Below are 21,274 nucleotides of genomic sequence, written 5' to 3'. Positions count from 1 at the left end.
GCCCGGGGTCTTAGATCCCGGACGCACTTGGAAGATCAATCGACCGGGCACGGCCCTTCGGAAGGCTCATCGGGTTCCCAGCACGGGGCGCCAGCCTGTTCAATGATCGCGCGCAGCTGACTGGCCTGCTCTTCGAGGACCATGGGAATGTCCTGGTTACCCAGGATGATGCGTTCGAAGGCATCGATATAGACCTGGTTGAACTGGCCACCCAGATCGCCCAGACCAACCGGCAATAGGGCCGGCAGCGCATCCTCACCGCTCGTCATCGCCGTGATGGCTGCACCCAGCGCTTGGGCCGAAGCCGGCAGGTCATCGGGCAATTCGGCATCGGTCGTGGGGAAAAAGCTGGTGGCCAGCAAGGTCGCAACCTGCGTTTCGGGCTGCATCATGTAGGTGGCAAGCGCCATGGACTGTTCCATGTCTGGAGCGTTGGCGGGAATGGCGATCCCGGCCAGGACCGGCATGAATCCGCGCCCCACCGGGCCGGCCGGTGCCGGAAATGCCACGAAATCTCCGGGCCGCTGGTTGAACGCATCGGCCAGCCGCGCCACGTGGTCAAACCCGACCCAAACATCACCCGAAAGCAACGGTTCCTGCAAAAACCCGTAGTTGGTCGAGGCGGGATTGGTGTACTGCCAGAGTTCGCGGAACTTTTCCCAGCCCTCGATCGCCTCGGGTGAATTGAACTTGGTCACCGTGCTGCCAGCATAGGACGGTAGCAAAAATCCTTGGAAGAATCGGTGTTTGAGCCCGTCCGGTCCGGCGGGGAACCCGAAGCGCGGCTGCCCGGTTTCTTCGGCCAGCACCCGCATCCAGTCAATGAACTCGTCATAACTCAGAGCATTGATATCATAGCCTTCGGGCAGATATTCCACCGCCTCGTTGCTGGCCGCCATTACGTAGTTGGCCTGCATCCAGGGCAGGTATTTGAGCTCGTCGGTCCCCAGACGCGCCAACTCCAGAAACGCTTCGCTAACCGTAATGTCGCCCAGATCGATCTCGGAGAGATCGGCCCACGCATCGGCATAGCTCGAGAGCTCCCCATGCAGCGCGCCCACAAGCCCGATCGAGCCCGAACCCGCTTCCAGCTCGGCATCGAGACGCGTCAGAAACGGACCGGGGTCCTGCGCCTGGAAATCGACCTCGCCTTCGAACCCAGCGAGCACCTGGTCACGCATCGCCTGGGTTTCTTCGACTGGCGCTGCCTGATTGGACCAGAACAGCACCTGCGCCTGCGCTCCGCCTACGCCGCCAAGCGCGACCGAAACACTCAGCGCGCCCGAAACCAGTATTTTTGCCTTAATTGCCATCGTGTATTTCCTCCCGGCACTGATGGATTGCAACTGGACGGCCCCGTCATTGAGGAGCCGGTCCGTGAGAGGCCCGCTCGACGAGCCTGGGCCGAATAAGGGTGTTGGACAGTCCCGCCGGTTCGCCCTCAATGCGGCGCACCAGCATGTGGGCGATCTCGCGCGCCATGGAGCGGGTCTCGACCTCGAATGTGGTCAGCCCCGGCGGCGCATAGGCGGCAGCGGTAATGTTGTCGAATCCCACGACTGAGAGATCTCGCGGAATCGAAAGCTCTCGCCGCGCCGCTTCACGGATAATAGTCAACGCGATCTCGTCGAACAGCCCCACGATGGCAGTCGGCCGATCCGGGGCGTCGAGCAGCCGCCCGATTGCCGAGACTGTCTCGCCGCGATCGAACCGTGGGGCGCGAACGATATCGAGACGAAGACCGGGATCGCCGATGCGCTCCATGGCCCTTTTGAACCCGCGCTCGCGCAGATTGCGGAACGTCATTTCCTCGGAGATCGACACCATCCCGAAATGGCGATGCCCCAAGCCATAAAGCAGCTCGAACGCATTCTCGAAGGCTTTCTCGCCATCGGCGTCGAGCCAGCTGTAGACGATGTCGTCGTCTTCGATCCGGCCGTGGGCGACGAAGGGAAAATTGTGTTGGGCGAGATAGCGCACGCGCTCGTCATGGGCCGCGATACGCGGGATTACCACTCCGTCCGCGCGGCCCGATTCCACAAGATGCCGCAGCACTTCAAGTTCAGACTGGCCCTGCTGCACTGTTGCCAAGATAAGATCGATCCCGTGGCTCACCAGCCCTTCCCCCAGCCCGGTGACAAATTCGCCCAGATAGCTGTCCATGAAGTTGGGGCCGCGCAGCGGAATAATGAAGCCAACGAAGTTCGATCGTCCCGATACGAGCTGGCGTCCGGCGATATTGGGGACATATCCCATCTCACGCGCCGCTTCGGAAACACGCTCACGTGTCTTGCGCGCGATCTGCTCATGCCCGGCCAGCGCCCGGCTTACCGTGGTCACCGAAACTCCCAGCCGTTCGGCCAGTTCCTTGAGCGTGCGCGCCCGCGTCACCTGCAAACCTTCCTCCCATTTGAAACGTTTGCAATTTTGCTGTTATGATTTTGCAAACGATTTAAATTTTTCACACGAACTCGGGCCCCTTGTCAACGACGCTCCGGTTTGAGCACGTCGCGCAGACGAAAAAGTGTGCTCGCGCCAGACCGCTCCGGATCGGTCACGCCCAATCAGTGATCGCCGCATCGACGTTGAGGTTGAGCCTCCTGTCGACGGCGCCCTGGGAGGACGGGGTGAGGTCGCTGCCGATATGGCTGCCCGCATTACAGAGCATTGCGACTGGGCCATAGACGTTCCAAAGCCGGATGGCGCATTGCCAACGTTCCCTTCGAACGGGATCTACCCGCCGTTAACCATACTGAAAACGTTACAGAAAAAGTTGATATTGACCCTTGTCGAGTGGTCTGGCTGAACCCATTTGGCTTGGAGCGGCGCGGAATGGTCCGAGCCGCCGGTCAGAACCGCCCAGCCATCGCTAAGGGCGGTCCCCGAAGGTGCGCCAACACGCTTCGAGGACCTGACCGCAGATCTATTGTGGAGATCAACGGCTATGAACAGCCTTATCAATTGCTGCGCCTTGCGCAAATCCCCCATTTTGCCTGGTTCGGGTCCGCGTGATCATGAGGTCCCAGATCTCAGCGCCGCGCATCCGGCCGCCTGCGCCCCCGCCATGACGGCTTCCTGACCTGACACTCCGTGGCGGTTGCCAAAGAGGTCAATTCGGATTTGCGACGGCACGACCTCGGGACTAATCCCTGTTCGTCAAGCCCGTTCCACACAATCCGGAACAAAGGGGCGTATCGCGATGACAGCGAGTTATTGCTGTTATCGCGATGACTGTTCGCCAGTCTCTACCCAATGTTTGCCCACCGAATTGGTGCAGACGAATATTCTGTGCGGTAGGAAGCGATCCTTGATCCTTGGCACCGCCTTTCCCTTGAAAGGCGAAAAATCCATGCTTCATGACCAAAAGAAATTCCCGGCTCTTCCGGCCCGGTTTGCCGAATTGGCACCAACGCTCGATGGGCTTGCGCGCCAAGCCGTCGACGGCATCACTGTTTCCCCCGAGCGTGCCGATCCGATGTTCGGCGCATTCGCCCAAGTGGCGGGATTCGTGCGATCAGCGGTCTGTATCGAGGGCACTGTCCTTGAAACGGGCCTGCGGGCCATTCTTGTCCATTCCGGCGCATTCGCACTCCTGCCGCCCGAGTTCCGGTTGCCCGTAATCGAAGCCGCACAGGCAGCCGTCCGCAACAATGACAACGCCGCTCTTTCCGCATTCAGGCTCGATCCCAAAGTCTATGCTGTCGAGCACTACACGCCAGATATCGTAGCGGTACACCGCGAAACGGGCACCGCCTTTTTGCTCGAGCTCAAGCGCACAACCGCAAGCTATCCCCGACCTATTCTCGATGTGCTGGAAGAAAAGATGATGGCCACCGCTCTCGTCACGCGGGACGCCCTGCTCTCAGGGCGGCGACCACTGATTGTGTCTCGTGTTGAGGTTGCTATAGTCGATTGCTCGGACAAGGACACCCGAGACCATGTCATTGGTCTGAACGGGTTCGATCAGCTCCTCGGGTGTCCCGGAGTTGGCGACAGCCTGCGCTACCTGCGCGCCAGCTTTGCCGCCAGCGTCCAGTCAGCGCTTACTGCCCTGGTCGCCCCCGATCATGGCGATGCGGGCCGCTCCTTCTTGACCGACACCGATAGCCAAGAGTTCCCGTCCGAGAATCTCGAAAGCGAGCTCGACGTCGAAGCCCATGGTCCGGTCACCATAAACTTTGCTCGTAAGCGCCAGCTGGCGCGGACCAGCGGTTAGGTGGCAAAAGACATGCGCACAAACAAGAACGCACCTGTGAGGGCTGCTCGCGTGCCCGCCAGCGAAAACTCTGAGCGAGACGATACTTCGGATTTGATTGCCAATGCCATACGCTTTGGGATCATCGGCCGGGTGAACCGCCAGGGGGTGCCGGCTACTGTCCGCAACGGTTTGCGGATCAATGCGACCAGTGGCGAACTGGCCTGTGCGCTCGTGCTCGAATGGCTGGACGATCTGCTTCTCGCCGACCTTGAAGCTGCCGAACGGCGTGCACGCGCCTAGCTTGCCGGTCTGGAGGGCGTCAAACGCCCTCCTCCCTTCACTTAATCAAACATCGCGCGGACACAGCCGCATTGGAATCCCCATGCCCAAATCGTCGAAATCCACTCCGAATAGCAGTCGACCAAACGCAATCGTGGCATTGCCTGTTGCACTTATTGAACACGTGCTTGGACGCGCGCTTTTCAAACGGCTCAAAACCGCCGAGCCACCCACCACGGCCGTGCTTATCAAAGTACCCTCCGAAAGCTGGTGCGATGTGCTCGAGTCCTGCCTGACACGCCAGCTCGATAGAGTCGAAATTCGGTCATTCAAGCACAGCAACCGCAGCAGCTCCAGAAACAGCGCGGCAACCGAACTCCTCAATACGCTCGGCAGCGGCGTGTCTACGATCGCCATCAGCGCGACACCCGCAACTGCAATTTCTGAGGAGTACCACTCCATGACGGATCAAGTCTTCGAGATCGAAAGCCTTGATGTCGGAGTGATCCGGAAGGTCATTCGCCAGGTAACGGGACAGCGGCCCAAAGGACTAAAGCAGATCGATCTGCTGAGCGTCGGCGTTCACGAGGCCATGGCAGCAATTGGTGCGGGTAACTCGGCGCAAGACTGCGTGGAGCGGCTGCGTCGCGTCCGGGCACGGAAATTGGCCCCCGTCGAATTGTCTCATGTTCCAACGCTTTCCCGACTGCCGCTCACCATTCCGGTCCGCGAATGGACCGACATGCTGATGGCCGATCTTGCCCGTCTCGATGCCGGTGAAATTGCTCCCTCGGCTATCCGGTTTGCCACGCTCGATGGCCCGCCAGGCACTGGCAAGTCCTTACTGGCGGCATCGATCGCCAAATCTTCGGGATGGAAATTGCATAGCACGAGCGTCCAGGAATGGTTCAATGCTGGCGACGGCCATCTTGGTGCAGTGACCAAGGCATGCGCAAACTTTGTGGAAATTTTGCTTTCTGAGGATCGCAGTATTGGTTTTATCGAGGAGCTTCAGTCGATTCCCGATCGTGGGCGACTGGAGGCCAAAGGCAGAGACTGGTGGATGCCAGTTGTGGATGGAATCCTCATCCAGATCGACCGCGTTCGCCATTCAGGAAAAAAAGTCCTCCTTTTGGGTGCCTGCAATCACTACAGCCTGCTCGATCCCGCATTGATCCGGCCGGGGCGCCTTGAGATGAGGATTACTGTCATGCCACCATCCTCACACTCCGAGGCTGAAAAATTCGTGCGCTTTTATATCGGCGATCGGCTCCTGGAGCCGGACATCCAAGTCATCGTGAACCTTGCTATTGGAGCGACGCCAGCAAAGATCGAGGCAGCAGTGCGGTCCGCCGAAGCCCGGGCGAGACAAGAGGATCGCCCTATCACCCTCGAAGATGTCACTCGGATCTTCTTCTCTGACGATGGGCTGGACGATGAGCAGATCCAGCGGTTGGCGCTGCATGAGGCTGGACATGCTGTCGTTGCACTTCGGCTCGGCACTGCTGTCCATTCTGTTACGATCATCCCTTATGGCGAGTCGGCGGGCAGCACGAAAATGCACTTGGCGAGCCGGGCGCCGACAGCCGATGAGGTCGAAGACATGATCGTCATACAGCTCGCTGGCCGCGCAACCGATGAACTGTTCGGCGGGGGTGCGGATTCGGGAGCGTCGGCCGATCTGGCATTTGCGACCCGGCTGCTCGGCGATGCCCGGAACAACTGGGGACTGTACGGAAGACTTGCCGCACGCGAGCAGCTCTTTAGTTCCTCCCAAGGCGCGAGTGACCCCTCGCTTGAGGACTGGATTGAAACCAAGCTCAGGCAGCTCATGGATCGGTCTCGAGAAATGGTGACCGAAAATGAGACGGCCATCCGGGTTTTGGCGGCGCGTCTGGTGAAGGTTAAGATCCTGCATGCCGGAGCCATCCGCGAAACCATCGACCAGACTTGTGCCAGTCCGGCGAAAGATTGACAGGTTGGCCAAGTGCCGAAGGCTGCGTCTCCAAGGTCCCAATTTTGACGCCAGCACCAGGACCCTGGCGCGAAGACAATAGGATGGCGTTGCTTTCGGCCACCCTGCGTCTGGCGGAGGCGCCTCCTTGACGTCTTCACACTCGCGACGCAATGGCCGGTCTGACAGTGATTCCGGCTCGGGCCGCACCCCAGATCGCTTCTTTATTTCGCGCCCGCTTAGCGTTAGCTCGTTGCCGATTGCATAGTTGGATCGGCTTGACCTATTTCTTACCCAAACCCGGCCCTACTCCCGGTACAATCATCGCTGCCAAGCACCGTCCCGGAATCGTATCTGGACTTCCTAGTTGAGCCATGATGCTCATGTGATTGGCTCCTTTGATGGACTGATAAGAAACGTCCCAGCCTTCATCCAACAGTTTTTGCCGCAGCGCCGCTGCCTGACGATGGAACGGCAAGGTCTCCGCTTCTCCTACCATCAGTACCATTGCGCCCGATCTAACGCTGTCCATACTGATCGGCGAGAAACACGCGACCTCGTCATCTGTGAGTCTCAGCTCTTGTTGGAGAAATGACTGCCGCAAAGGTGAAAGGTCGTATATTCCGCTCAGTGCGAGAATGCCCTTCGGGCGCACCGGGCTGTCTTTGCTAAAAAGAAAACAACACAAATGTCCCCCAGCCGAATGGCCCGAGACGCTGAAACGCGCCGGATCACCCCCGAACGACTCTGCGTTTTCAACCAGCCATGATGCGCACTGGTGCACCTGTTCAACGATCGTTGCCATTCGAACGCCAGGCATCAGGTCGTAGTTCATGATCGCCGCAATGCCACCGGCTGTGCAGATCGTGTTGGCAACAAACGAAAAGTCCGACTTGTCGAACATGCGCCAGTATCCGCCGTGAATGAAAAGATGGATCGGGGCAGGAGCCTGCCTCTCCTTTGGGAAAAACAAATCAAGGGTAGCCTTCTCCCCTGCCCCGTACCTGAGGTCGCAGCGATTGCGCAGTGCGGCTTTCGTCTGGCTACTGTATTCCCGAAACCACTCAACATTTCGGTCGAAGTCGGGCACGTGATCGCGCGTGCGGAAATCGTCGACTTCCGACATCAAAAACTCGTGGCGATGTATTTTGCTTCCATGAACTCGATTACCCCATGGTGAGAACCTTCGCGCCCGAGCCCGCTTTGCTTGACCCCGCCGAACGGCCCCGCTGGATCTGAAACCAGCCCGCGATTGAGCCCGATCATGCCCGATTCGATCCGTGAGGCAACGGCCATGCCTCGCCGGATATCCCTTGTAAAGATGTAAGCGGCCAGCCCGTACTCGGTATCGTTGGCCATGGCCACGGCCTCGTCTTCGGTCTTGAACCGATAGACCGGTGCCACCGGTCCGAAAATTTCGTCCTTGGCCATTTCGGCTTGGGGCGAGACGTCGACCAGAACCGTCGGCGGAAAATAATAGCCCGGCCGATCGAGCCCTTTACCGCCCAGCACCAGCCTGGCACCGCGCTCGACGGCATCGGCAACCAGCGCCTCGATCTTGTTCACCGCCTTGCGCGTGATCATCGGCCCGCAGCCGGTATCGGCGTCCGTGCCCGGGCCGACTTTGAGCGCCTTCATGCGCGCTGTGAGCCCCTCTACAAACCGGTCATGGATGCCCTCCTGAACGAGGAAGCGGTTTGCCGCCGTGCACGCTTCACCCCCGTTGCGCATCTTGGCCAACATCGCCCCGTCGAGCGCGGCATCGAGATCGGCATCATCGAACACTATAAAGGGGGCATTGCCTCCAAGCTCCATTGAACAGCTCACGACGGTTTTTGATGCTTCCGCCAGCAGCAGGCGCCCAACCGGCGTAGAGCCGGTGAAAGACAGCTTGCGAACACGGGGGTCATTGAGCATTGCTGCGGTGACGGGACCAGGATTTGTGGTGGTAATAACGTTGACCACCCCATCGGGAACGCCCGCCTCGGCATAGAGAGCCGCAAGGGCGTAAGCGGTAAGCGGTGTTTCGCTGGCGGGTTTGAGGACCACTGTGCATCCGGCGGCAAGTGCTGGCGCGATCTTGCGTGTTGCCATGGCGGCAGGAAAGTTCCACGGCGTAATCAGAACCGCTATTCCGATCGGCTCGTAGTCTACAATAATGCGATTGCTGCCGGCAGGTGCCGTCATGAACTCGCCTGAGATGCGGACGCCCTCTTCGGCGTACCAGCGGAAAAACTCCGCTGCATAGGCGACTTCCCCGCGGGCATCGGCGAGCGATTTACCGTTCTCGAGGGCAATGAGATGGGCCAGCTTTTCCTGCCGCTGCATCATTAGATCAAAGCATTTAACCAGTATCCCGGCGCGTTCGCGCGGCGGCGTGGCACGCCATTTGGCGGCAGCGCGGGCGGCGGCGTCAACGGCTGCGCGAGCATTTTCGACAGTAGCGTCGGCCACCTCCGCGATCCGGCTTCCGCTCGAAGGATCGATGACGAGAATGCCGCCGCCGGGCTCCCATTTGCCGCCTATGTAAAGACCTTGCGCGTAGGCAGAACAATCCATGCCCACGGGCGAAGACTCAACGACTACAGATGACATAAAGGGACTCCTAGGTGATGGCGTGTTGGAGCCGGATACGGTCACCGCGATAGGCTGCCTGCAAAAGTGCGGCCATCGCGGGGGCGTCGATCCGGCGGGGGTTGTTGTCGATCAGGCGCGAAACTCCGAGCGCCTGGGTGCAGACCCATTCGAGCTTGTCTTGGGGCAGGCCCAGGGCTTCGAGCGTGGATGGAATTCCAATGGCCGAAAAAAGGCGTTCGACGGCGTCAGCTGCCGCGTTGCCAAGCGCGATTTCGTCCGATCCCGACAGCCCAAGCATCCGCCCGATATCGGCCAACGGCTCCGCATCCGCCTCGAGATTGAAGCGCATGACATAGGGCAGGACGCACGCCACGCCCTGACCATGGGCGGTATTGGTAACCGCACCTATCGGATATTGGATCGCATGCGCCGCGGCCGTGCCGGCCGTGCCGAAAGCCAGACCGGCCATAAGCGCGCCCAACATGACCTGCTCACGCGCTTCGCTATCGTTGTCATTCGTACAGGCGCGCTCGAGACTTGGAAAAATCGTCTGTATGGCCAGGCGCGCGAAATGATCGGTTATCGCCGACTTGCCAATAAACACCCGTTCTTGCGCCATGCCGGGGCTCGCAACACGCCGGGTTGCCGTAAAGGCCTCAATGGCATGGGTGAGCGCATCGGCACCGGCGACAGCGGTCAGCGCTTTGGGACAGCTCGCCGTAAGGTCAGGGTCGCATATGGCAGCGGTAGGAATGATGTGGGGGCTGGATATTCCGACCTTCATTATGCGGTCAGCGTCGGAAAGTACGGCCACAGGCGTCACCTCCGATCCAGTGCCCGCTGTCGTGGGAACGGCGATTATCGGCAGGACGGGCCCTGGCACCTTAAACTCGCCATAGTAATCCTGGGGCGCGCCCCCATGAGCGAGCAAGATCGCAACGCACTTGGCATGATCAATACAACTGCCACCTCCAATGCCGACCACCACGTCCGGCGCAAAGCCCCGCATGCGTTCGGCCGAGGCCAAACAGGACTTGACCGGGACATCGGGCAGGACGCCGGCCTCGATCTCTACCGCCATTCCGGCTTCGTTGAGTGACTCCACAAGTTCGGCAAAGATCGGCTCAGCGGCAAAACGCGCGTCCGTACAGACAAGCACCCGCTCCCCCAGTTGCCGGGCAATCCTGGCAAGGCAAGCTCTTTGCCCGGCGCCAAAGACGATTTCCCTTGGCGCCCTAAGAGCGCTAAACATGTTCATGATACGATTTCCTGACTGAGGCCGGGACATTTGAACCCGCCGCGACGAGTTCATCCCAGACGCGGGGGTCGACCTCAAAACCCTCGCTTATTGCGTGTTGCCGGCGCTGCCGTGAACGGTCGCCGGGAATTGTGACGGCGTCACCGTCCGATTTGCTGTCGCGCACCATGTCGAGATACCCCGACACAATCGCTCCAACACCCGCGCTGCCGGGCTTGACGATAATGATGACGTCGCCCTTGTTCGCGCGATGATCTGCATCGAGCGTGCCGCGCACGTCGGGAGCGGGAGGCGTGCCCGCAATGCTGGCCACCAGGAGCTCGAATCCCAGCCCCAGCCCGTACCCCTTTGCGCCCCCGAAAGGCGCGATCGACCCCGACTTGGCCTGTTGCGCATCAAGTGTGGGCGCGCCATCAGGCCCTAGTGCCCAGCCTGGGGGAATTGGTTCTCCCTTGAGTGCATAATCATGGATCTTGCCCATGGACACGACACTGGTCGCCATATCGAGAACATAGGGCTCGCCCGAGGTCGGCATGCCGATGGCAACGGGATTGGTCCCCATCATCGCCTTGTCGCCCCCATAGGGATGAACGAGGGCTTCACTGCTGGTGAGCACGATACCGATCAGGCCCCTCTGAGCGATCGATTGAGCGTAGAGAGCCAGCATTCCCAGATGATTTGCATCCCGAATGCCTGCGATGGCGATGCCGGTTTGCTCGACTCGAACGACAAGTTTCTCGATTGCGGCATGGGCAACAACCGGACCCAGTCCGGCCTCGCCGTCGACAGCTAGAAATGCAGAGCCGGACCAGGTTTGAATGCCCGTAGCATTGGGAGCGACCAACCCGCGTTCGATGCGTGCAAGAAGGCGTGGGAGTCTTTGCAGCCCGTGCGAAGGGTGGCCACGCAGTTCCGCTTCGACAAGCAGCTCGGCCTGCAGCCGAGCATTAGAATGCTCTGCTCCCCTGGCTTCGAGCAACTCCGTCGCGAGCGACAGCGCCTGTCCCGCTTCTACCTTCATGTTCAAATCCTATAGGATATATGATTGCATATCGCCGACTATCGTGTTAGCAGTCGCGCAATGTCAAGAGGCAAACATGGCGCAAGAACATCCATTCCCCGCATCAACAACCGAGCCGGCGACCTCGCCGATCCGCCGCCCGGCTGGGCTGGCCAGTGAAATCTACGACACCATTTTCTCGCAGCTGATGGCGCTCAAGATTCCGCCGGGATCACGCATCACAGTGGACACACTCGCCCGCGAGTTCGGCGTTTCCCAGACCCCGATCCGCGAGGCCCTGGGCCGCCTCGAGGGTGAGGGACTGGTGATCAAGACCCACCTGATGGGCTACAGCGCCGCGCCGCAACTGACTCGGGCGCAGTTTTCCGAGCTATACGAGCTTCGCTTGCTTCTTGAGCCTGACGCCGCCCGCCGCGTGGTTGCCAATCTCGACGCATCAAATCTTTCCGCGCTTACCGAAGCGGCAGGCGTAATGGCCCGGCGGAGCAACAAGAAGGACGAGCGCGCCCGCTATTCTGAGTTCGCGCGTCAGGATGCCATCTTCCACGACCTCATTCTCAAGGAAGCGGGAAACCAGCTCGTGCGCGGCATTCTTGCCCATCAGCATGTGCACTTTCACATCTTCCGGTTGTTGTTCCATTCGCGTGTTACCGAAGAGGCTCTGGCCGAACACGAAGCGATCATTACCGCCTTCGAGCATCGCGACGCCGACGCCGCCGAGCGCGCTATGCGCGTGCACATCGAACGCTCGCGCGACAGAATCCTTCCGGTGTTCGAATGACTGCCACAGCCAGCATCGAGCAATCGGCGGACCACAAGGTGCAGTCGGCACCGCTGATCGCGCTTTCGGGGCTGGGCAAAAGCTATGGCCCGATCAAGGTGTTGCGCGACGTCGACCTTGAGATCCGCACCGGAGAGGTTCATGCAATCATCGGCGAGAACGGCGCTGGAAAATCGACCCTGATGCGCCTGATCTCGGGCTATATCCAGCCCACCGATGGTTCGATTCGCTACCTGGGCGAAACGGCAAAATTTTCCAAGCCCGCCGATGCCGAAGATGCGGGCATCGTGCTCGTTCACCAGGAAATCCTGCTCGCTGGCGACCTCACGGTCGCCGAGAACCTGTTCATGGGCCGCGAACTGACCAGGAACGGGATCATCGACAACGCGCGCATGGAGGCAATTGCACGCGAAAAGCTTGCAGAGCTCGGTGCGACGGCGTCACCGCGCGATCCGGTCAACACCCTTCCCATTGCCCAGCGGCAACTGGTCCAGATCGCCCGGGCGTTGCTTGAAGATCACCGGCTGGTGATTTTCGATGAGCCAACGGCCGTGCTCACGGCAAATGAAGTGGAAACCTTGCTCGGCATCGCGCGCCGCTTGCGCCGGCAGGGCGTCGCGGTTCTCTATATCTCTCACCGCCTCGACGAGGTCCAGGCACTGGCCGATAGGATCACCGTTCTACGCGATGGCGAGAAAATCGGCACACACGCCGCGGCCGAACTGTCCCAGGAAGACATGGCCCGCATGATGGTGGGGCGCGAGCTCTCGATGCTCTATCCGCCCAAGCGCGGCGCCTCCAGCCATCCTCCCCTGCTCGAGGTTGAGGGGTTACAGGTTCCTGGAACTGCCCACGACATCTCCTTTAGCGCCAGGCCAGGCGAAATCCTGGGCTTTGGCGGCATGATGGGCGCGGGACGAACCGAGGTGTTCGAAGGTCTTTTGGGGCTTCGTCCGGCTCATGTGAAATCCGTCATGGTACGCGGCAAGCGTGTCAGGATCGGCTCGGTCGCCGATGCGATGGAATTGGGGGTCGGCTATCTGACCGAGGACCGCAAGGGCAAGGGTCTGCTGCTCGGCGAACGGCTTGCGCCTAACCTTGTCCTTTCGGCGCTCTCATGGCTCTTTCGCACCATTTACACCGACGAGCGGCTGGAAAGCCGCGAACTCGACGGCGCCATCGAAAAATACGATATCCGGGTCCGCAGCAAGAAGCTTAAGGCGGGTCAACTCTCGGGCGGCAACCAGCAAAAGCTTCTGCTTGCCAAGATCATGATGCTCGATCCCGACGTCGTCATCATCGATGAACCCACGCGCGGCATCGACATCGGCAACAAGGGCCAGATCTATGCCTTCATCGACAAGCTCGTCAGTGCCGGCAAGGCCTGCGTGGTGATCTCTTCGGAGCTTCAAGAACTCGTCGGCCTGTGTGACCGGGTGCTGGTCATGCGCAGCGGCCGGATCACGAAAGAACTCACGGGTGACCAGATCACCGAAGACGCAGTCGTTCTCGCCGCAACCAGCAACAACGGATCGGCGAAGACGGGGGAGGAAACAATACGTGACTGATATCATAGCGGTTCCCGGACAGGAACCAATTCTCAAGCGCATCAACTGGTTCGATCTGGGCCCGTTCATCGCCCTTGTGGCTCTGGCTGTGATGGGCGTGCTGATCAATCCCGATTTCCTTTCGGCCACCAACGTGTCCAACGTCCTAACGCGGTCCACCTTCGTGGCAATCATCGCCGTAGGCGCAACGTTCGTCATCTCTTCGGGCGGCCTGGACCTTTCAGTCGGCGCCATGACGGCATTTGTCGCCGGCATCATGATCATGTTCATGAATGCTCTGGTCCCCAGCCTCGAAGCCAATGCCATCATTGCCGGTATAGGCCTTGTGATCTGCGTCGGAGCGCTGTGCGGGCTCTTTAACGGACTGATTGTCACGATCGGCAGGATCGAGCCGTTCATCGTCACCCTTGGCACGATGGGCATTTTCCGGGCCTTCATCACCTTTATGTCCAATGGCGGAACAATCCCGATCGACCGCTCTTTGCGCGATCCCTTCCGGCCCATCTATTTCGGCGAGGTCTTGGGCATTCCCATACCCATCGTCATCTGCGCGATCGTGGCCGGGATCGGGGCGTTCATCCTCTACAAGACCAAATATGGCCGCCGGTGCGCCGCCGTCGGCGCCAACGAGGAGGTTGCGCGGTTTTCCGGCATCTCCGTCGCAAGAATTCGCACCACGGCTTTCGTGATACAGGGCATCTGCGTTGCGATTGCCGCTGTCTGCTATGTGCCGCGCTTGGGCGCCGCGACCCCAACGACCGGACTGCTCTGGGAGCTTCAGGTGATCACCGCCGTGGTCATTGGTGGCACTGCGCTCCGCGGGGGAAAGGGCCACATCTGGGGCACGATCGCCGGTGCCGTCATCCTTGAGATGATCGCCAACCTCATGGTGCTTTCCGACTTCATTTCCGAATACCTCGTGGCAGCAGTTCAGGGCGTCATCATCATCGTCGCCATGCTGATCCAGAGGTTTTCCAGGCGGTCATGAGCGAGCCACATGACTTCTACCAATACACTTGGCTCATCATTTAGGGAGGACAATCCATGAAGTATTTGAGTATGTCTACACTGCTCAGTGTCGCCGCAATTGCCGCGGCTGCACCGGCCCTGGGCCAAGAGGAGCAAAAGGTTATGGCCGTTTCCATTCCGGCCGCGACACACGGATGGACCGGAGGCGTTGTCTATCATGCCGAAGCGGCCGCCGCGGAAATCCGCGAGGCCTTTCCCAATATCGACGTGGTCGTAAACACCTCACCCTCGGCCATTGCTCAGGTCGGTGCGCTCGAAGACTTGCAGGCTTCACGCGATCCAGATGCGCTGGTCATTCTACCCTTCACCTCCGAGGAGCTCACCGGCCCGGTCGAGACAGTCAAGGACGCTGGCACTTTCATAACTGTCGTCGATCGTGGACTGACCGATCCCAGAATACAGGACCTCTACGTTGCCGGTGACAATATCGCCGTTGGCGCCAACACCGCCAACTGGCTGTCCGAACAGCTAGGTGGGGAAGGTGACGTGGTCGTACTTCGCGGTATTCCCACCGTCATCGATGATGAACGCATTCAGGGATTTCAGGACGCTCTCGAGGGCACCAACATCAACATCCTCGACATCCAATATGCCAACTGGAATCGGGACGAAGCGTTCAATCTTATGCAAGACTATCTTGCCAAATACTCCCATATCGATGCGGTCTGGGCCAATGATGACGACATGTTGCTGGGCGTGCTTGAAGCTATCGACCAGGCCGGCCGCGACGACATCAAATTCGCGCTCGGTGCCAATGGCATGGTCGATATTGTCGAGATGGTCCGGGCCGGCGACCCGCGCACGCCCATCTCGACCCCGTATCCGCCCTCGATGATCAAGACGGCCATGTATCTGACCGCCGCTAATCTCAACGGCCAGGCGCCGGTGCGTGGGGAAGTCATCCTCGATGCCCCCTTGATCACCATCGATAATGCCGAAGAGTTCTATTTTCCCGACTCGCCGTTCTGATCGATTTCGGGAGGGCCACAAAATGGCCCTTCCCTGCACGCGTTTTATTCTGGAGACGGACAATGCCCGCCAAGAAAATCCTCATGCTCGTCGGCGAATTCACCGAAGAGTACGAAATCTACGTTTACCAGCAAGCGATGGAGGCCGTTGGCCATATCGTCCACGTGGTCTGCCCAGACAAAAAGGCCGGCCAATTGATCGCCACCTCGCTCCACGACTTCGAGGGACACCAGACCTATACCGAAAAGCTCGGGCACTATTTCCAGCTCAACAAGACTTTCGATGAAGTCAATCTTGATGAGTACGACGCGGTCTATGCGGCCGGTGGAAGGGGTCCTGAGTATATCCGGACCGACAAGCGGGTTCAGGACATGGTTCGGCACTTTCATGAGAACGACAAGCCGATCTTTACAATCTGCCACGGGGTCCAGATCCTGATCGCCGTGGACGGCGTCGTACGCGGGAAAAGAGTGGGTGCTTTGGGGGCCTGCGAGCCGGAAGTTATTCTGGCAGGTGGGACATATGTTGACCTGTCACCAACCGAGGCGCTTGTCGATGGCAAGATGGTATCGGCGAAAGGCTGGACAGCGCTTGCTGCCTTTATCCGTGAGTGCCTCAATGTCCTGGGCACCAAGATCGTTTTGGACTGAGTAAAAGGGCTCGAGGGATGAGGTCGCTCGAGCCCAAGCCCAATCGGCGTTTCGTCTGCAATTCAATTATCTTCCTGCATTCTGAGCAAGAGATGGCGTTCAGCGCCGCGAGCGTGGCGTTCGACGACTTGAGCTGCACGATCGGCATCATGGGCCTCGACCGCCTCGATGATATCCCAATGATCCTTGAGCACGGCAGCGCGGCGGGCACGACTGATCGGATAGCGCCGCGCCAGAGCCCTCACCACCTCTCCGTGGCGCTGACGAATGGCGCGTGCCTCGCCGTTAAAATGCCGCCGATACATGATGCCGTGAAATTCTTCGTCCAGGCTGTCCCACTCAACCTGGTCGCCCTGCGATTGCTCGAGCTGATGCTGGACCATACGCGCACGTTCAACGTCTTCCTCGCGAGCCTGCTCCACAAACACCCGGATCAGATAAGGCTCGATGAGGGTGCGAATATCGAAAATATTGCGCACGAACGATTCATCGAGACTGCGAACCTGTGCGCTGCGGTTGCGCGACAAAACCACGAATCCCTCACCGCTCAGCTGGTGTAGCGCTTCGCGAACGGGATTGGTACTGACCCCATAACGCTTTGACAGCTCAATGGTTTTCAGCGGACTGCCAGCCGGCAACGCGCCTGAAACTATGTCTTCACGCATCAATTCGGCCAAACCCATACGACGCCGGGGTCGAGCCGCTTTGGGCTCGCTCGATGCCAAAACCTCATTCACCAACGCACTCCCTCTATAAGCTTGGCGGAGTCTAACCGCAAACCCCTTACCACACAATCAGACATTGACTTTGTATAATTTGGATGTTTGTTTCCATAATATACAGAATATAGGAGGAGAATATGTCTGTGATCCGTGTATGTTGATTTCTGCTGAGAAGTGACCCGGTATTTTCACCGAGAATTGACCCGCCTCATGGATATGATTTGGGATTGGTCAGGTGGTCAAGCCGGGTGTTTTCTCCTTTTTGGTTTTGACGGTTTGGGCCGAGCTGTTTTTGAACCGGAAGCTGTCGTTTCCGGTCTCGAGGATATGGCAGTGATGGGTCAGCCGGTCGAGCAGCGCGGTCGTCATCTTGGCGTCGCCGAATACGCTGGCCCATTCGGCAAAGCTGAGATTGGTGGTGATGATGACGCTGGTGCGCTCATAGAGCTTGCTCAGCAGATGGAAGAGCAATGCTCCTCCTGAAGCGCTGAAGGGCAAATATCCGAGCTCATCAAGGATCACCAGATCGGAATGGATGAGCCGGTTGGCGATCTGCCCGGCCTTGCCCTGGGCCTTTTCCTGCTCCAGCGCATTGACCAGTTCGACGGTCGAAAAGAAGCGAACCCGCTTGCGGTGATGCTCGATGGCCTGAATGCCCAGTGCCGTGGCGATGTGGGTCTTGCCGGTTCCCGGCCCGCCCACCAACACCACGTTGTCGGCCTTGTCGATAAAGGCGCCGGCATGAAGCTGGCGCACCAGGGCCTCATTGATCTCGCTACTGGCAAAATCAAAGCCAGCCAAGTCCTTGTAGGTTGGAAAGCGCGCCACCTTGAGCTGATAGGCAATGGATCGCGTCTCTCTTTCAGCCATCTCGGCCTTGAGCAATTGTGAGAGGATCGGAACGGCCGATTCAAAGGCCGGAGATCCCTGTTCGGTGAGTTCGCTGATTGCCTGGGCCATGCCTGCCATCTTGAGGCTCTTGAGCATGATGATCAGGGCCGCGCTTGCCGGATCATGACGCATGGCGCACCTCCTTGTCCGCGCGCAGGGTATCGTAGCGCTCGACATTGGCCTGCGGTTCCTTGCCCAGCACAAGGGCCTGCGGTGCCCTGACTGGCGGCACCGTTCCCGGCTTGCCATCGATCAGCCTGTGCAACAGGTTGAGGATATGGGTCTTGGTGGGCACCCCGGCCTCCAGCGCCATCTCGACCGCGGCCAGCACCGCCTGTTCGTCGTGATGGAGAACCAGAGCCAGGATCTCGACCATCTCACGATCGCCACCGGGTTTGCCCAGAAGGTGGCGCTGAAGTTGCCGGAATCCATCGGGCATGTCGGCAAAGGGTGCACCATTGCGCAGGGCACCGGGCTTGCGCTGGATCACCGCCAGATAATGGCGCCAGTCATAAACGGTGTGACCCTGCCCATGATGCCGCTCGATAATCCTCTTGTGCTCGCAGATCGCCTGGCCTTCAGCGACAACGACAATGCGGTCCGGATAGACCCTGACGCTGACCGGTCTGTTGGCGAACGAGGCCGGAACGCTATAGCGAACGCGCTCGAGGTGAACCAGGCAGGTGGGCGAGACCCGTTTGGTATGTTCGATGAACCCGTCAAAGGCCCGCGGCACGGTCATCAGATACGGCGTCTCGATGCACCAGGAATTGGCAACCGAACCCGGTTCCGCGCCATGAGCAATCTCTTCCCATAGAGCCACACAGCGCTGCTCGAGCCAGACGTTCAACTCATCGAGCGAGTTTGCACGTGGCAAGGGCTGGAAAAGCCGGTGCCGCATATCGAGCACGTTCTTTTCCACCATACCCTTTTCCCAACCGGCAGCGGGATTGCAGAACTCGGGCTCGAACAGGAAGTGGCTGGCCATGGCCGAGAACCGGGCATTGACCTGACGTGCCTTGCCACGGCCAACCTTGTCCACGGCCGTCCTCATGTTGTCATAAATGCCCCGGCGCGGGACGCCGCCCAGAACTCGGAAGGCATGGTTGTGGGCATCAAACAGCATCTCGTGGGTCTGGAGCAGATAGGCCCGCACAATAAAGGCCCGGCTGTAGCAGAGCTTGGTATGGGCGACCTGGAGCTTGATCCGCTCGCCCCCGATCAGTGCCCAATCCTCGCTCCAGTCAAACTGGAAAGCTTCGCCAGGCTCAAAAACAAGAGGAACGAAAACGCCCCTGCCGCTCACATTCTGCTCGCGCTGGCGTTCCTCTTTCCATCGACGGGCAAAGGCCGCCACACGACCATAAGAGCCTTCGAAACCGAGGCTCACCAGATCAGCATGGATCTGCTTGATGGTGCGCCGCTGCTTGCGCGGCTTGCGGCTCTCGGCCTTCAGCCAGCCTGACAGCTTCTCGGCAAAAGCATCGATCTTGCTTGGCCGATCTGGAACCTGGAACTTCGGCTCAACCGTATCGGTCCGAAGGTATTTGCGAATGGTATTCCGGGACAGGCCCGTGCGCCGCGCAATCTCCCGGATCGATAAACCGTCCCGGAAATGCCAGCGCCGGATAACGCTCAAAAACGCCATGTCCAACACTCCTAAATCTCCCGCCCAAAACGAGCAGGATAGCGTTCAAACATGGGTCACTTCTCAGTGGAAAAATCTCCCTGAACCGGGTCACTTCTCAGCGGAAATCAACAGGCAGGAGAAACTCGTCGAAGGCCACCAACGCAGAAGGTATCTGAACGCCCTTGTAACGCGAGGCACAAAGTTGCCTCCGCAAAGGGTGTTTGTGCTCAATAGCCCGATAGTCAATCAATGAGCCGTGCCAAGCGCTGGCTTTAGGGTTTATCTTAGGGCGCGTCCCAGCGAAAAACCAATTTCTCGCATATTATTAGCGATTTAAAGGAAAAAAATGGCGGAGAGGGAGGGATTCGAACCCTCGGAACGCTCGCGCGCTCAACGGTTTTCGAGACCGCCCCGTTCGACCACTCCGGCACCTCTCCGTCTTGGTGTCGCGGCGAGACGATCGCCGCTTGGGTCGTTGGGTGGGCGCTATATGGCATAGGGTTGGTTGCCCCGCAACACCTTGTTTTGAATTGTCGCCAAGCCTGATAGTCACCTTTTCATGACTGAGATCGATCTTGCCCTTTTCGTCTATGGCACATTGCGCGACCGGGAAATTCTCGAGGGCGTCCTTGGCCGTGCCGTGCCCCCGGCCGACCGTGTCGATGCCCGGGCATATGGATGGCGCACCGTTTACTATCCCGACCGGCTTTATCCCGCACTGGTCCCGGCCAATCAATGGACCCTCGGGCTTAAGATCGCAGGACTGGGTCAGCGCGATATGGCGCGGCTCGATGCCTTCGAAGGCGACGAATATCGGCGCGGCAGGATCGAAATCGAGACGCAGGGTGGAACCGGGACCGCTCAGACCTATTTTCCCACAAAGACGATCAATACCGACGCCCCACGATGGTCGTTTGAAACCTGGACAGCGCTCCACCGGCCTCAAGCCATTGCGCAGTACAGGTCGGACGACTTTGCGAGCTGACCAACAAAGGGAGAGACCGATGAAAGAGCGCGACACCTACGATACGCCAGCCGGCCCCCTGGTCATCGCTCCAATCCATCACGCCACCTTCGTCATGGAATGGAGCGGGGAGACCATCTATTGCGATCCCGTCGGCGATCCGGCCCGCTTTGCCGATTTCGCTGCACCAACCCTGATCATTCTCACCCACCATCACGGCGACCATCTCGAACTCGAGACATTGGGCGCCGTCATAGGCGAGGACACGCAGATCATCGCCCCCAGGATTGTCTATGATCAGTTGCCCGAGGACATGGTCGTCCGCACAACGTTGATGGCGAACGGCGAGACAACCGAATGGCATGGCATCACCATCCGCGCCGTCGCGATGTACAACACCACCCCTGATCGTCAGAAATATCATGAAAAGGGTGTCGGAAACGGCTATCTCTTCGACTTTTCCGGCACCGTGGTCTATCTGGCTTCGGACACCGAGCCGACCCAGGAAATGGATCAATTGGGCAAGATCGACATCGCGTTCTTTCCCATGAACCTGCCCTATACGATGACCCCCGATCAGGTGCTGACCTGCATCGAAAAAACCGCGCCGCGCTATGTTTATCCCTTTCACTATCGCTTTCCTTTCGACAAGCCGGGTAAAGAGCCCTCTGACCTGACGGCATTGATGCCCAAAGGCTCGAACACCGAGATCGTCGAACGGGACTGGTATTAGGGATCGCTCAGACGCGTGCTGGCCTTGACTCTTGAGCCATTTGCACCGAT

General features: G+C 59.2%; 19 protein-coding genes and 1 tRNA gene. 10 read left to right on the top strand and 10 right to left on the bottom strand.

What is annotated here, in order from left to right; all coding sequences use genetic code 11:
* Positions 1 to 35 precede the first annotated feature (35 nt).
* Both OF122_RS01485 and OF122_RS01480 read right to left on the bottom strand, forming a co-directional pair.
* Positions 36 to 1,313 carry an ABC transporter substrate-binding protein gene (locus tag OF122_RS01485; RefSeq protein WP_264226121.1) on the bottom strand — a complete coding sequence of 426 codons (1,278 nt, stop codon included), beginning with the start codon at positions 1,311 to 1,313 and terminating at the stop codon, positions 36 to 38.
* Positions 1,314 to 1,359: 46 nt separating this feature from the next.
* Positions 1,360 to 2,391 (bottom strand): LacI family DNA-binding transcriptional regulator, encoded by a 1,032-nt coding sequence (locus tag OF122_RS01480; RefSeq protein WP_264226120.1) that lies wholly within the window; start codon positions 2,389 to 2,391, stop codon positions 1,360 to 1,362.
* Between the two features lie 958 nt (positions 2,392 to 3,349).
* Here OF122_RS01480 and OF122_RS01475 point away from each other — a divergent pair.
* The 3 genes from OF122_RS01475 to OF122_RS01465 all read left to right on the top strand — a co-directional run bounded on the left by OF122_RS01475 (position 3,350) and on the right by OF122_RS01465 (position 6,452).
* Complete coding sequence (locus OF122_RS01475) at positions 3,350 to 4,216, top strand: hypothetical protein (RefSeq protein ID WP_264226119.1); 867 nt, start codon at positions 3,350 to 3,352, stop codon at positions 4,214 to 4,216.
* A gap of 12 nt (positions 4,217 to 4,228) precedes the next feature.
* Positions 4,229 to 4,498, top strand: coding sequence for a hypothetical protein (locus OF122_RS01470; RefSeq protein WP_264226118.1), 270 nt, complete (start codon positions 4,229 to 4,231; stop codon positions 4,496 to 4,498).
* An 82-nt stretch (positions 4,499 to 4,580) separates the two neighbouring features.
* Positions 4,581 to 6,452 (top strand): AAA family ATPase, encoded by a 1,872-nt coding sequence (locus OF122_RS01465; RefSeq protein ID WP_264226117.1) that lies wholly within the window; start codon positions 4,581 to 4,583, stop codon positions 6,450 to 6,452.
* A gap of 262 nt (positions 6,453 to 6,714) precedes the next feature.
* Here the strand turns inward: OF122_RS01465 and OF122_RS01460 are convergent, their stop codons facing one another.
* The 4 genes from OF122_RS01460 to OF122_RS01445 are packed head-to-tail and all read right to left on the bottom strand — an operon-like array spanning position 6,715 to position 11,287.
* Positions 6,715 to 7,557: an alpha/beta hydrolase gene (locus OF122_RS01460; protein WP_264226116.1), complete on the bottom strand. Its 843-nt coding sequence runs from the start codon at positions 7,555 to 7,557 to the stop codon at positions 6,715 to 6,717.
* Entirely contained in the window at positions 7,557 to 9,026 is a 1,470-nt protein-coding gene (locus tag OF122_RS01455; RefSeq protein WP_408636285.1) for an NAD-dependent succinate-semialdehyde dehydrogenase, read from the bottom strand. Before OF122_RS01455 ends, OF122_RS01460 begins: the two co-directional genes overlap by 1 nt.
* Positions 9,027 to 9,036: 10 nt before the next feature.
* The gene (locus OF122_RS01450) at positions 9,037 to 10,266 is read right to left on the bottom strand and encodes an iron-containing alcohol dehydrogenase (RefSeq protein WP_264226115.1); all 1,230 of its coding nucleotides are present in this window, start codon (positions 10,264 to 10,266) and stop codon (positions 9,037 to 9,039) included.
* On the bottom strand, positions 10,253 to 11,287 hold the full coding sequence (locus OF122_RS01445) for an Ldh family oxidoreductase (RefSeq protein WP_264226114.1): 1,035 nt from the start codon (positions 11,285 to 11,287) through the stop codon (positions 10,253 to 10,255). Before OF122_RS01445 ends, OF122_RS01450 begins: the two co-directional genes overlap by 14 nt.
* Before the next feature lie 76 nt (positions 11,288 to 11,363).
* Between OF122_RS01445 and OF122_RS01440 the strand changes: the two genes are divergently transcribed.
* The 5 genes from OF122_RS01440 (at position 11,364) to OF122_RS01420 (ending at position 16,284) form a co-directional block, all read left to right on the top strand.
* Positions 11,364 to 12,068: a GntR family transcriptional regulator gene (locus tag OF122_RS01440; RefSeq protein WP_264226113.1), complete on the top strand. Its 705-nt coding sequence runs from the start codon at positions 11,364 to 11,366 to the stop codon at positions 12,066 to 12,068.
* Positions 12,065 to 13,636 (top strand): sugar ABC transporter ATP-binding protein, encoded by a 1,572-nt coding sequence (locus tag OF122_RS01435; protein ID WP_264226112.1) that lies wholly within the window; start codon positions 12,065 to 12,067, stop codon positions 13,634 to 13,636. The genes OF122_RS01440 and OF122_RS01435 overlap by 4 nt, the downstream gene beginning before the upstream one ends.
* 91 nt (positions 13,637 to 13,727) lie before the next feature.
* Positions 13,728 to 14,624 carry an ABC transporter permease gene (locus OF122_RS01430; protein ID WP_264227728.1) on the top strand — a complete coding sequence of 299 codons (897 nt, stop codon included), beginning with the start codon at positions 13,728 to 13,730 and terminating at the stop codon, positions 14,622 to 14,624.
* A gap of 56 nt (positions 14,625 to 14,680) precedes the next feature.
* The gene (locus OF122_RS01425; protein WP_264226111.1) at positions 14,681 to 15,634 is read left to right on the top strand and encodes a substrate-binding domain-containing protein; all 954 of its coding nucleotides are present in this window, start codon (positions 14,681 to 14,683) and stop codon (positions 15,632 to 15,634) included.
* A gap of 62 nt (positions 15,635 to 15,696) precedes the next feature.
* Positions 15,697 to 16,284, top strand: coding sequence for a DJ-1/PfpI family protein (locus tag OF122_RS01420; RefSeq protein ID WP_264226110.1), 588 nt, complete (start codon positions 15,697 to 15,699; stop codon positions 16,282 to 16,284).
* A gap of 62 nt (positions 16,285 to 16,346) precedes the next feature.
* Here OF122_RS01420 and OF122_RS01415 read toward each other — a convergent pair whose 3' ends face one another.
* The 4 genes from OF122_RS01415 to OF122_RS01400 all read right to left on the bottom strand — a co-directional run bounded on the left by OF122_RS01415 (position 16,347) and on the right by OF122_RS01400 (position 19,964).
* On the bottom strand, positions 16,347 to 16,967 hold the full coding sequence (locus tag OF122_RS01415; RefSeq protein ID WP_264226109.1) for a GntR family transcriptional regulator: 621 nt from the start codon (positions 16,965 to 16,967) through the stop codon (positions 16,347 to 16,349).
* 270 nt (positions 16,968 to 17,237) lie between these two features.
* Positions 17,238 to 18,029: an IS21-like element helper ATPase IstB gene (gene istB / locus OF122_RS01410; protein ID WP_264224549.1), complete on the bottom strand. Its 792-nt coding sequence runs from the start codon at positions 18,027 to 18,029 to the stop codon at positions 17,238 to 17,240.
* Positions 18,019 to 19,545, bottom strand: coding sequence for an IS21 family transposase (istA, locus tag OF122_RS01405; protein WP_264224548.1), 1,527 nt, complete (start codon positions 19,543 to 19,545; stop codon positions 18,019 to 18,021). Before istA ends, istB begins: the two co-directional genes overlap by 11 nt.
* Before the next feature lie 329 nt (positions 19,546 to 19,874).
* Positions 19,875 to 19,964, bottom strand: a tRNA-Ser gene (locus tag OF122_RS01400).
* Positions 19,965 to 20,086: 122 nt separating this feature from the next.
* Here OF122_RS01400 and OF122_RS01395 point away from each other — a divergent pair.
* Positions 20,087 to 20,512 (top strand): gamma-glutamylcyclotransferase family protein, encoded by a 426-nt coding sequence (locus OF122_RS01395; RefSeq protein WP_264226108.1) that lies wholly within the window; start codon positions 20,087 to 20,089, stop codon positions 20,510 to 20,512.
* A 19-nt stretch (positions 20,513 to 20,531) separates the two neighbouring features.
* Complete coding sequence (locus tag OF122_RS01390; RefSeq protein ID WP_264226107.1) at positions 20,532 to 21,224, top strand: MBL fold metallo-hydrolase; 693 nt, start codon at positions 20,532 to 20,534, stop codon at positions 21,222 to 21,224.
* Positions 21,225 to 21,274: the final 50 nt, after the last annotated feature.

Source organism: Pelagibacterium flavum, assembly GCF_025854335.1.
Taxonomy (GTDB): domain Bacteria; phylum Pseudomonadota; class Alphaproteobacteria; order Rhizobiales; family Devosiaceae; genus Pelagibacterium; species Pelagibacterium flavum.
The sequence above is the reverse complement of the archived record's forward strand: the minus strand, read 5'-3'. Positions and strand labels throughout refer to the sequence as shown.

Coding starts and splice junctions, on each gene's coding strand:
- OF122_RS01455 (WP_408636285.1), bottom strand. CDS start 9,026: ATGTCATCTGTAGTCGTTGAGTCTTCGCCCGTGGGCATGGATTGTTCT.
- istA (WP_264224548.1), bottom strand. CDS start 19,545: ATGGCGTTTTTGAGCGTTATCCGGCGCTGGCATTTCCGGGACGGTTTA.
- istB (WP_264224549.1), bottom strand. CDS start 18,029: ATGCGTCATGATCCGGCAAGCGCGGCCCTGATCATCATGCTCAAGAGC.
- OF122_RS01470 (WP_264226118.1), top strand. CDS start 4,229: ATGCGCACAAACAAGAACGCACCTGTGAGGGCTGCTCGCGTGCCCGCC.
- OF122_RS01445 (WP_264226114.1), bottom strand. CDS start 11,287: ATGAAGGTAGAAGCGGGACAGGCGCTGTCGCTCGCGACGGAGTTGCTC.
- OF122_RS01395 (WP_264226108.1), top strand. CDS start 20,087: ATGACTGAGATCGATCTTGCCCTTTTCGTCTATGGCACATTGCGCGAC.
- OF122_RS01435 (WP_264226112.1), top strand. CDS start 12,065: ATGACTGCCACAGCCAGCATCGAGCAATCGGCGGACCACAAGGTGCAG.
- OF122_RS01420 (WP_264226110.1), top strand. CDS start 15,697: ATGCCCGCCAAGAAAATCCTCATGCTCGTCGGCGAATTCACCGAAGAG.
- OF122_RS01425 (WP_264226111.1), top strand. CDS start 14,681: ATGAAGTATTTGAGTATGTCTACACTGCTCAGTGTCGCCGCAATTGCC.
- OF122_RS01465 (WP_264226117.1), top strand. CDS start 4,581: ATGCCCAAATCGTCGAAATCCACTCCGAATAGCAGTCGACCAAACGCA.
- OF122_RS01475 (WP_264226119.1), top strand. CDS start 3,350: ATGCTTCATGACCAAAAGAAATTCCCGGCTCTTCCGGCCCGGTTTGCC.
- OF122_RS01415 (WP_264226109.1), bottom strand. CDS start 16,967: ATGGGTTTGGCCGAATTGATGCGTGAAGACATAGTTTCAGGCGCGTTG.
- OF122_RS01485 (WP_264226121.1), bottom strand. CDS start 1,313: ATGGCAATTAAGGCAAAAATACTGGTTTCGGGCGCGCTGAGTGTTTCG.
- OF122_RS01450 (WP_264226115.1), bottom strand. CDS start 10,266: ATGAACATGTTTAGCGCTCTTAGGGCGCCAAGGGAAATCGTCTTTGGC.
- OF122_RS01440 (WP_264226113.1), top strand. CDS start 11,364: ATGGCGCAAGAACATCCATTCCCCGCATCAACAACCGAGCCGGCGACC.
- OF122_RS01460 (WP_264226116.1), bottom strand. CDS start 7,557: ATGTCGGAAGTCGACGATTTCCGCACGCGCGATCACGTGCCCGACTTC.
- OF122_RS01430 (WP_264227728.1), top strand. CDS start 13,728: ATGGGCGTGCTGATCAATCCCGATTTCCTTTCGGCCACCAACGTGTCC.
- OF122_RS01390 (WP_264226107.1), top strand. CDS start 20,532: ATGAAAGAGCGCGACACCTACGATACGCCAGCCGGCCCCCTGGTCATC.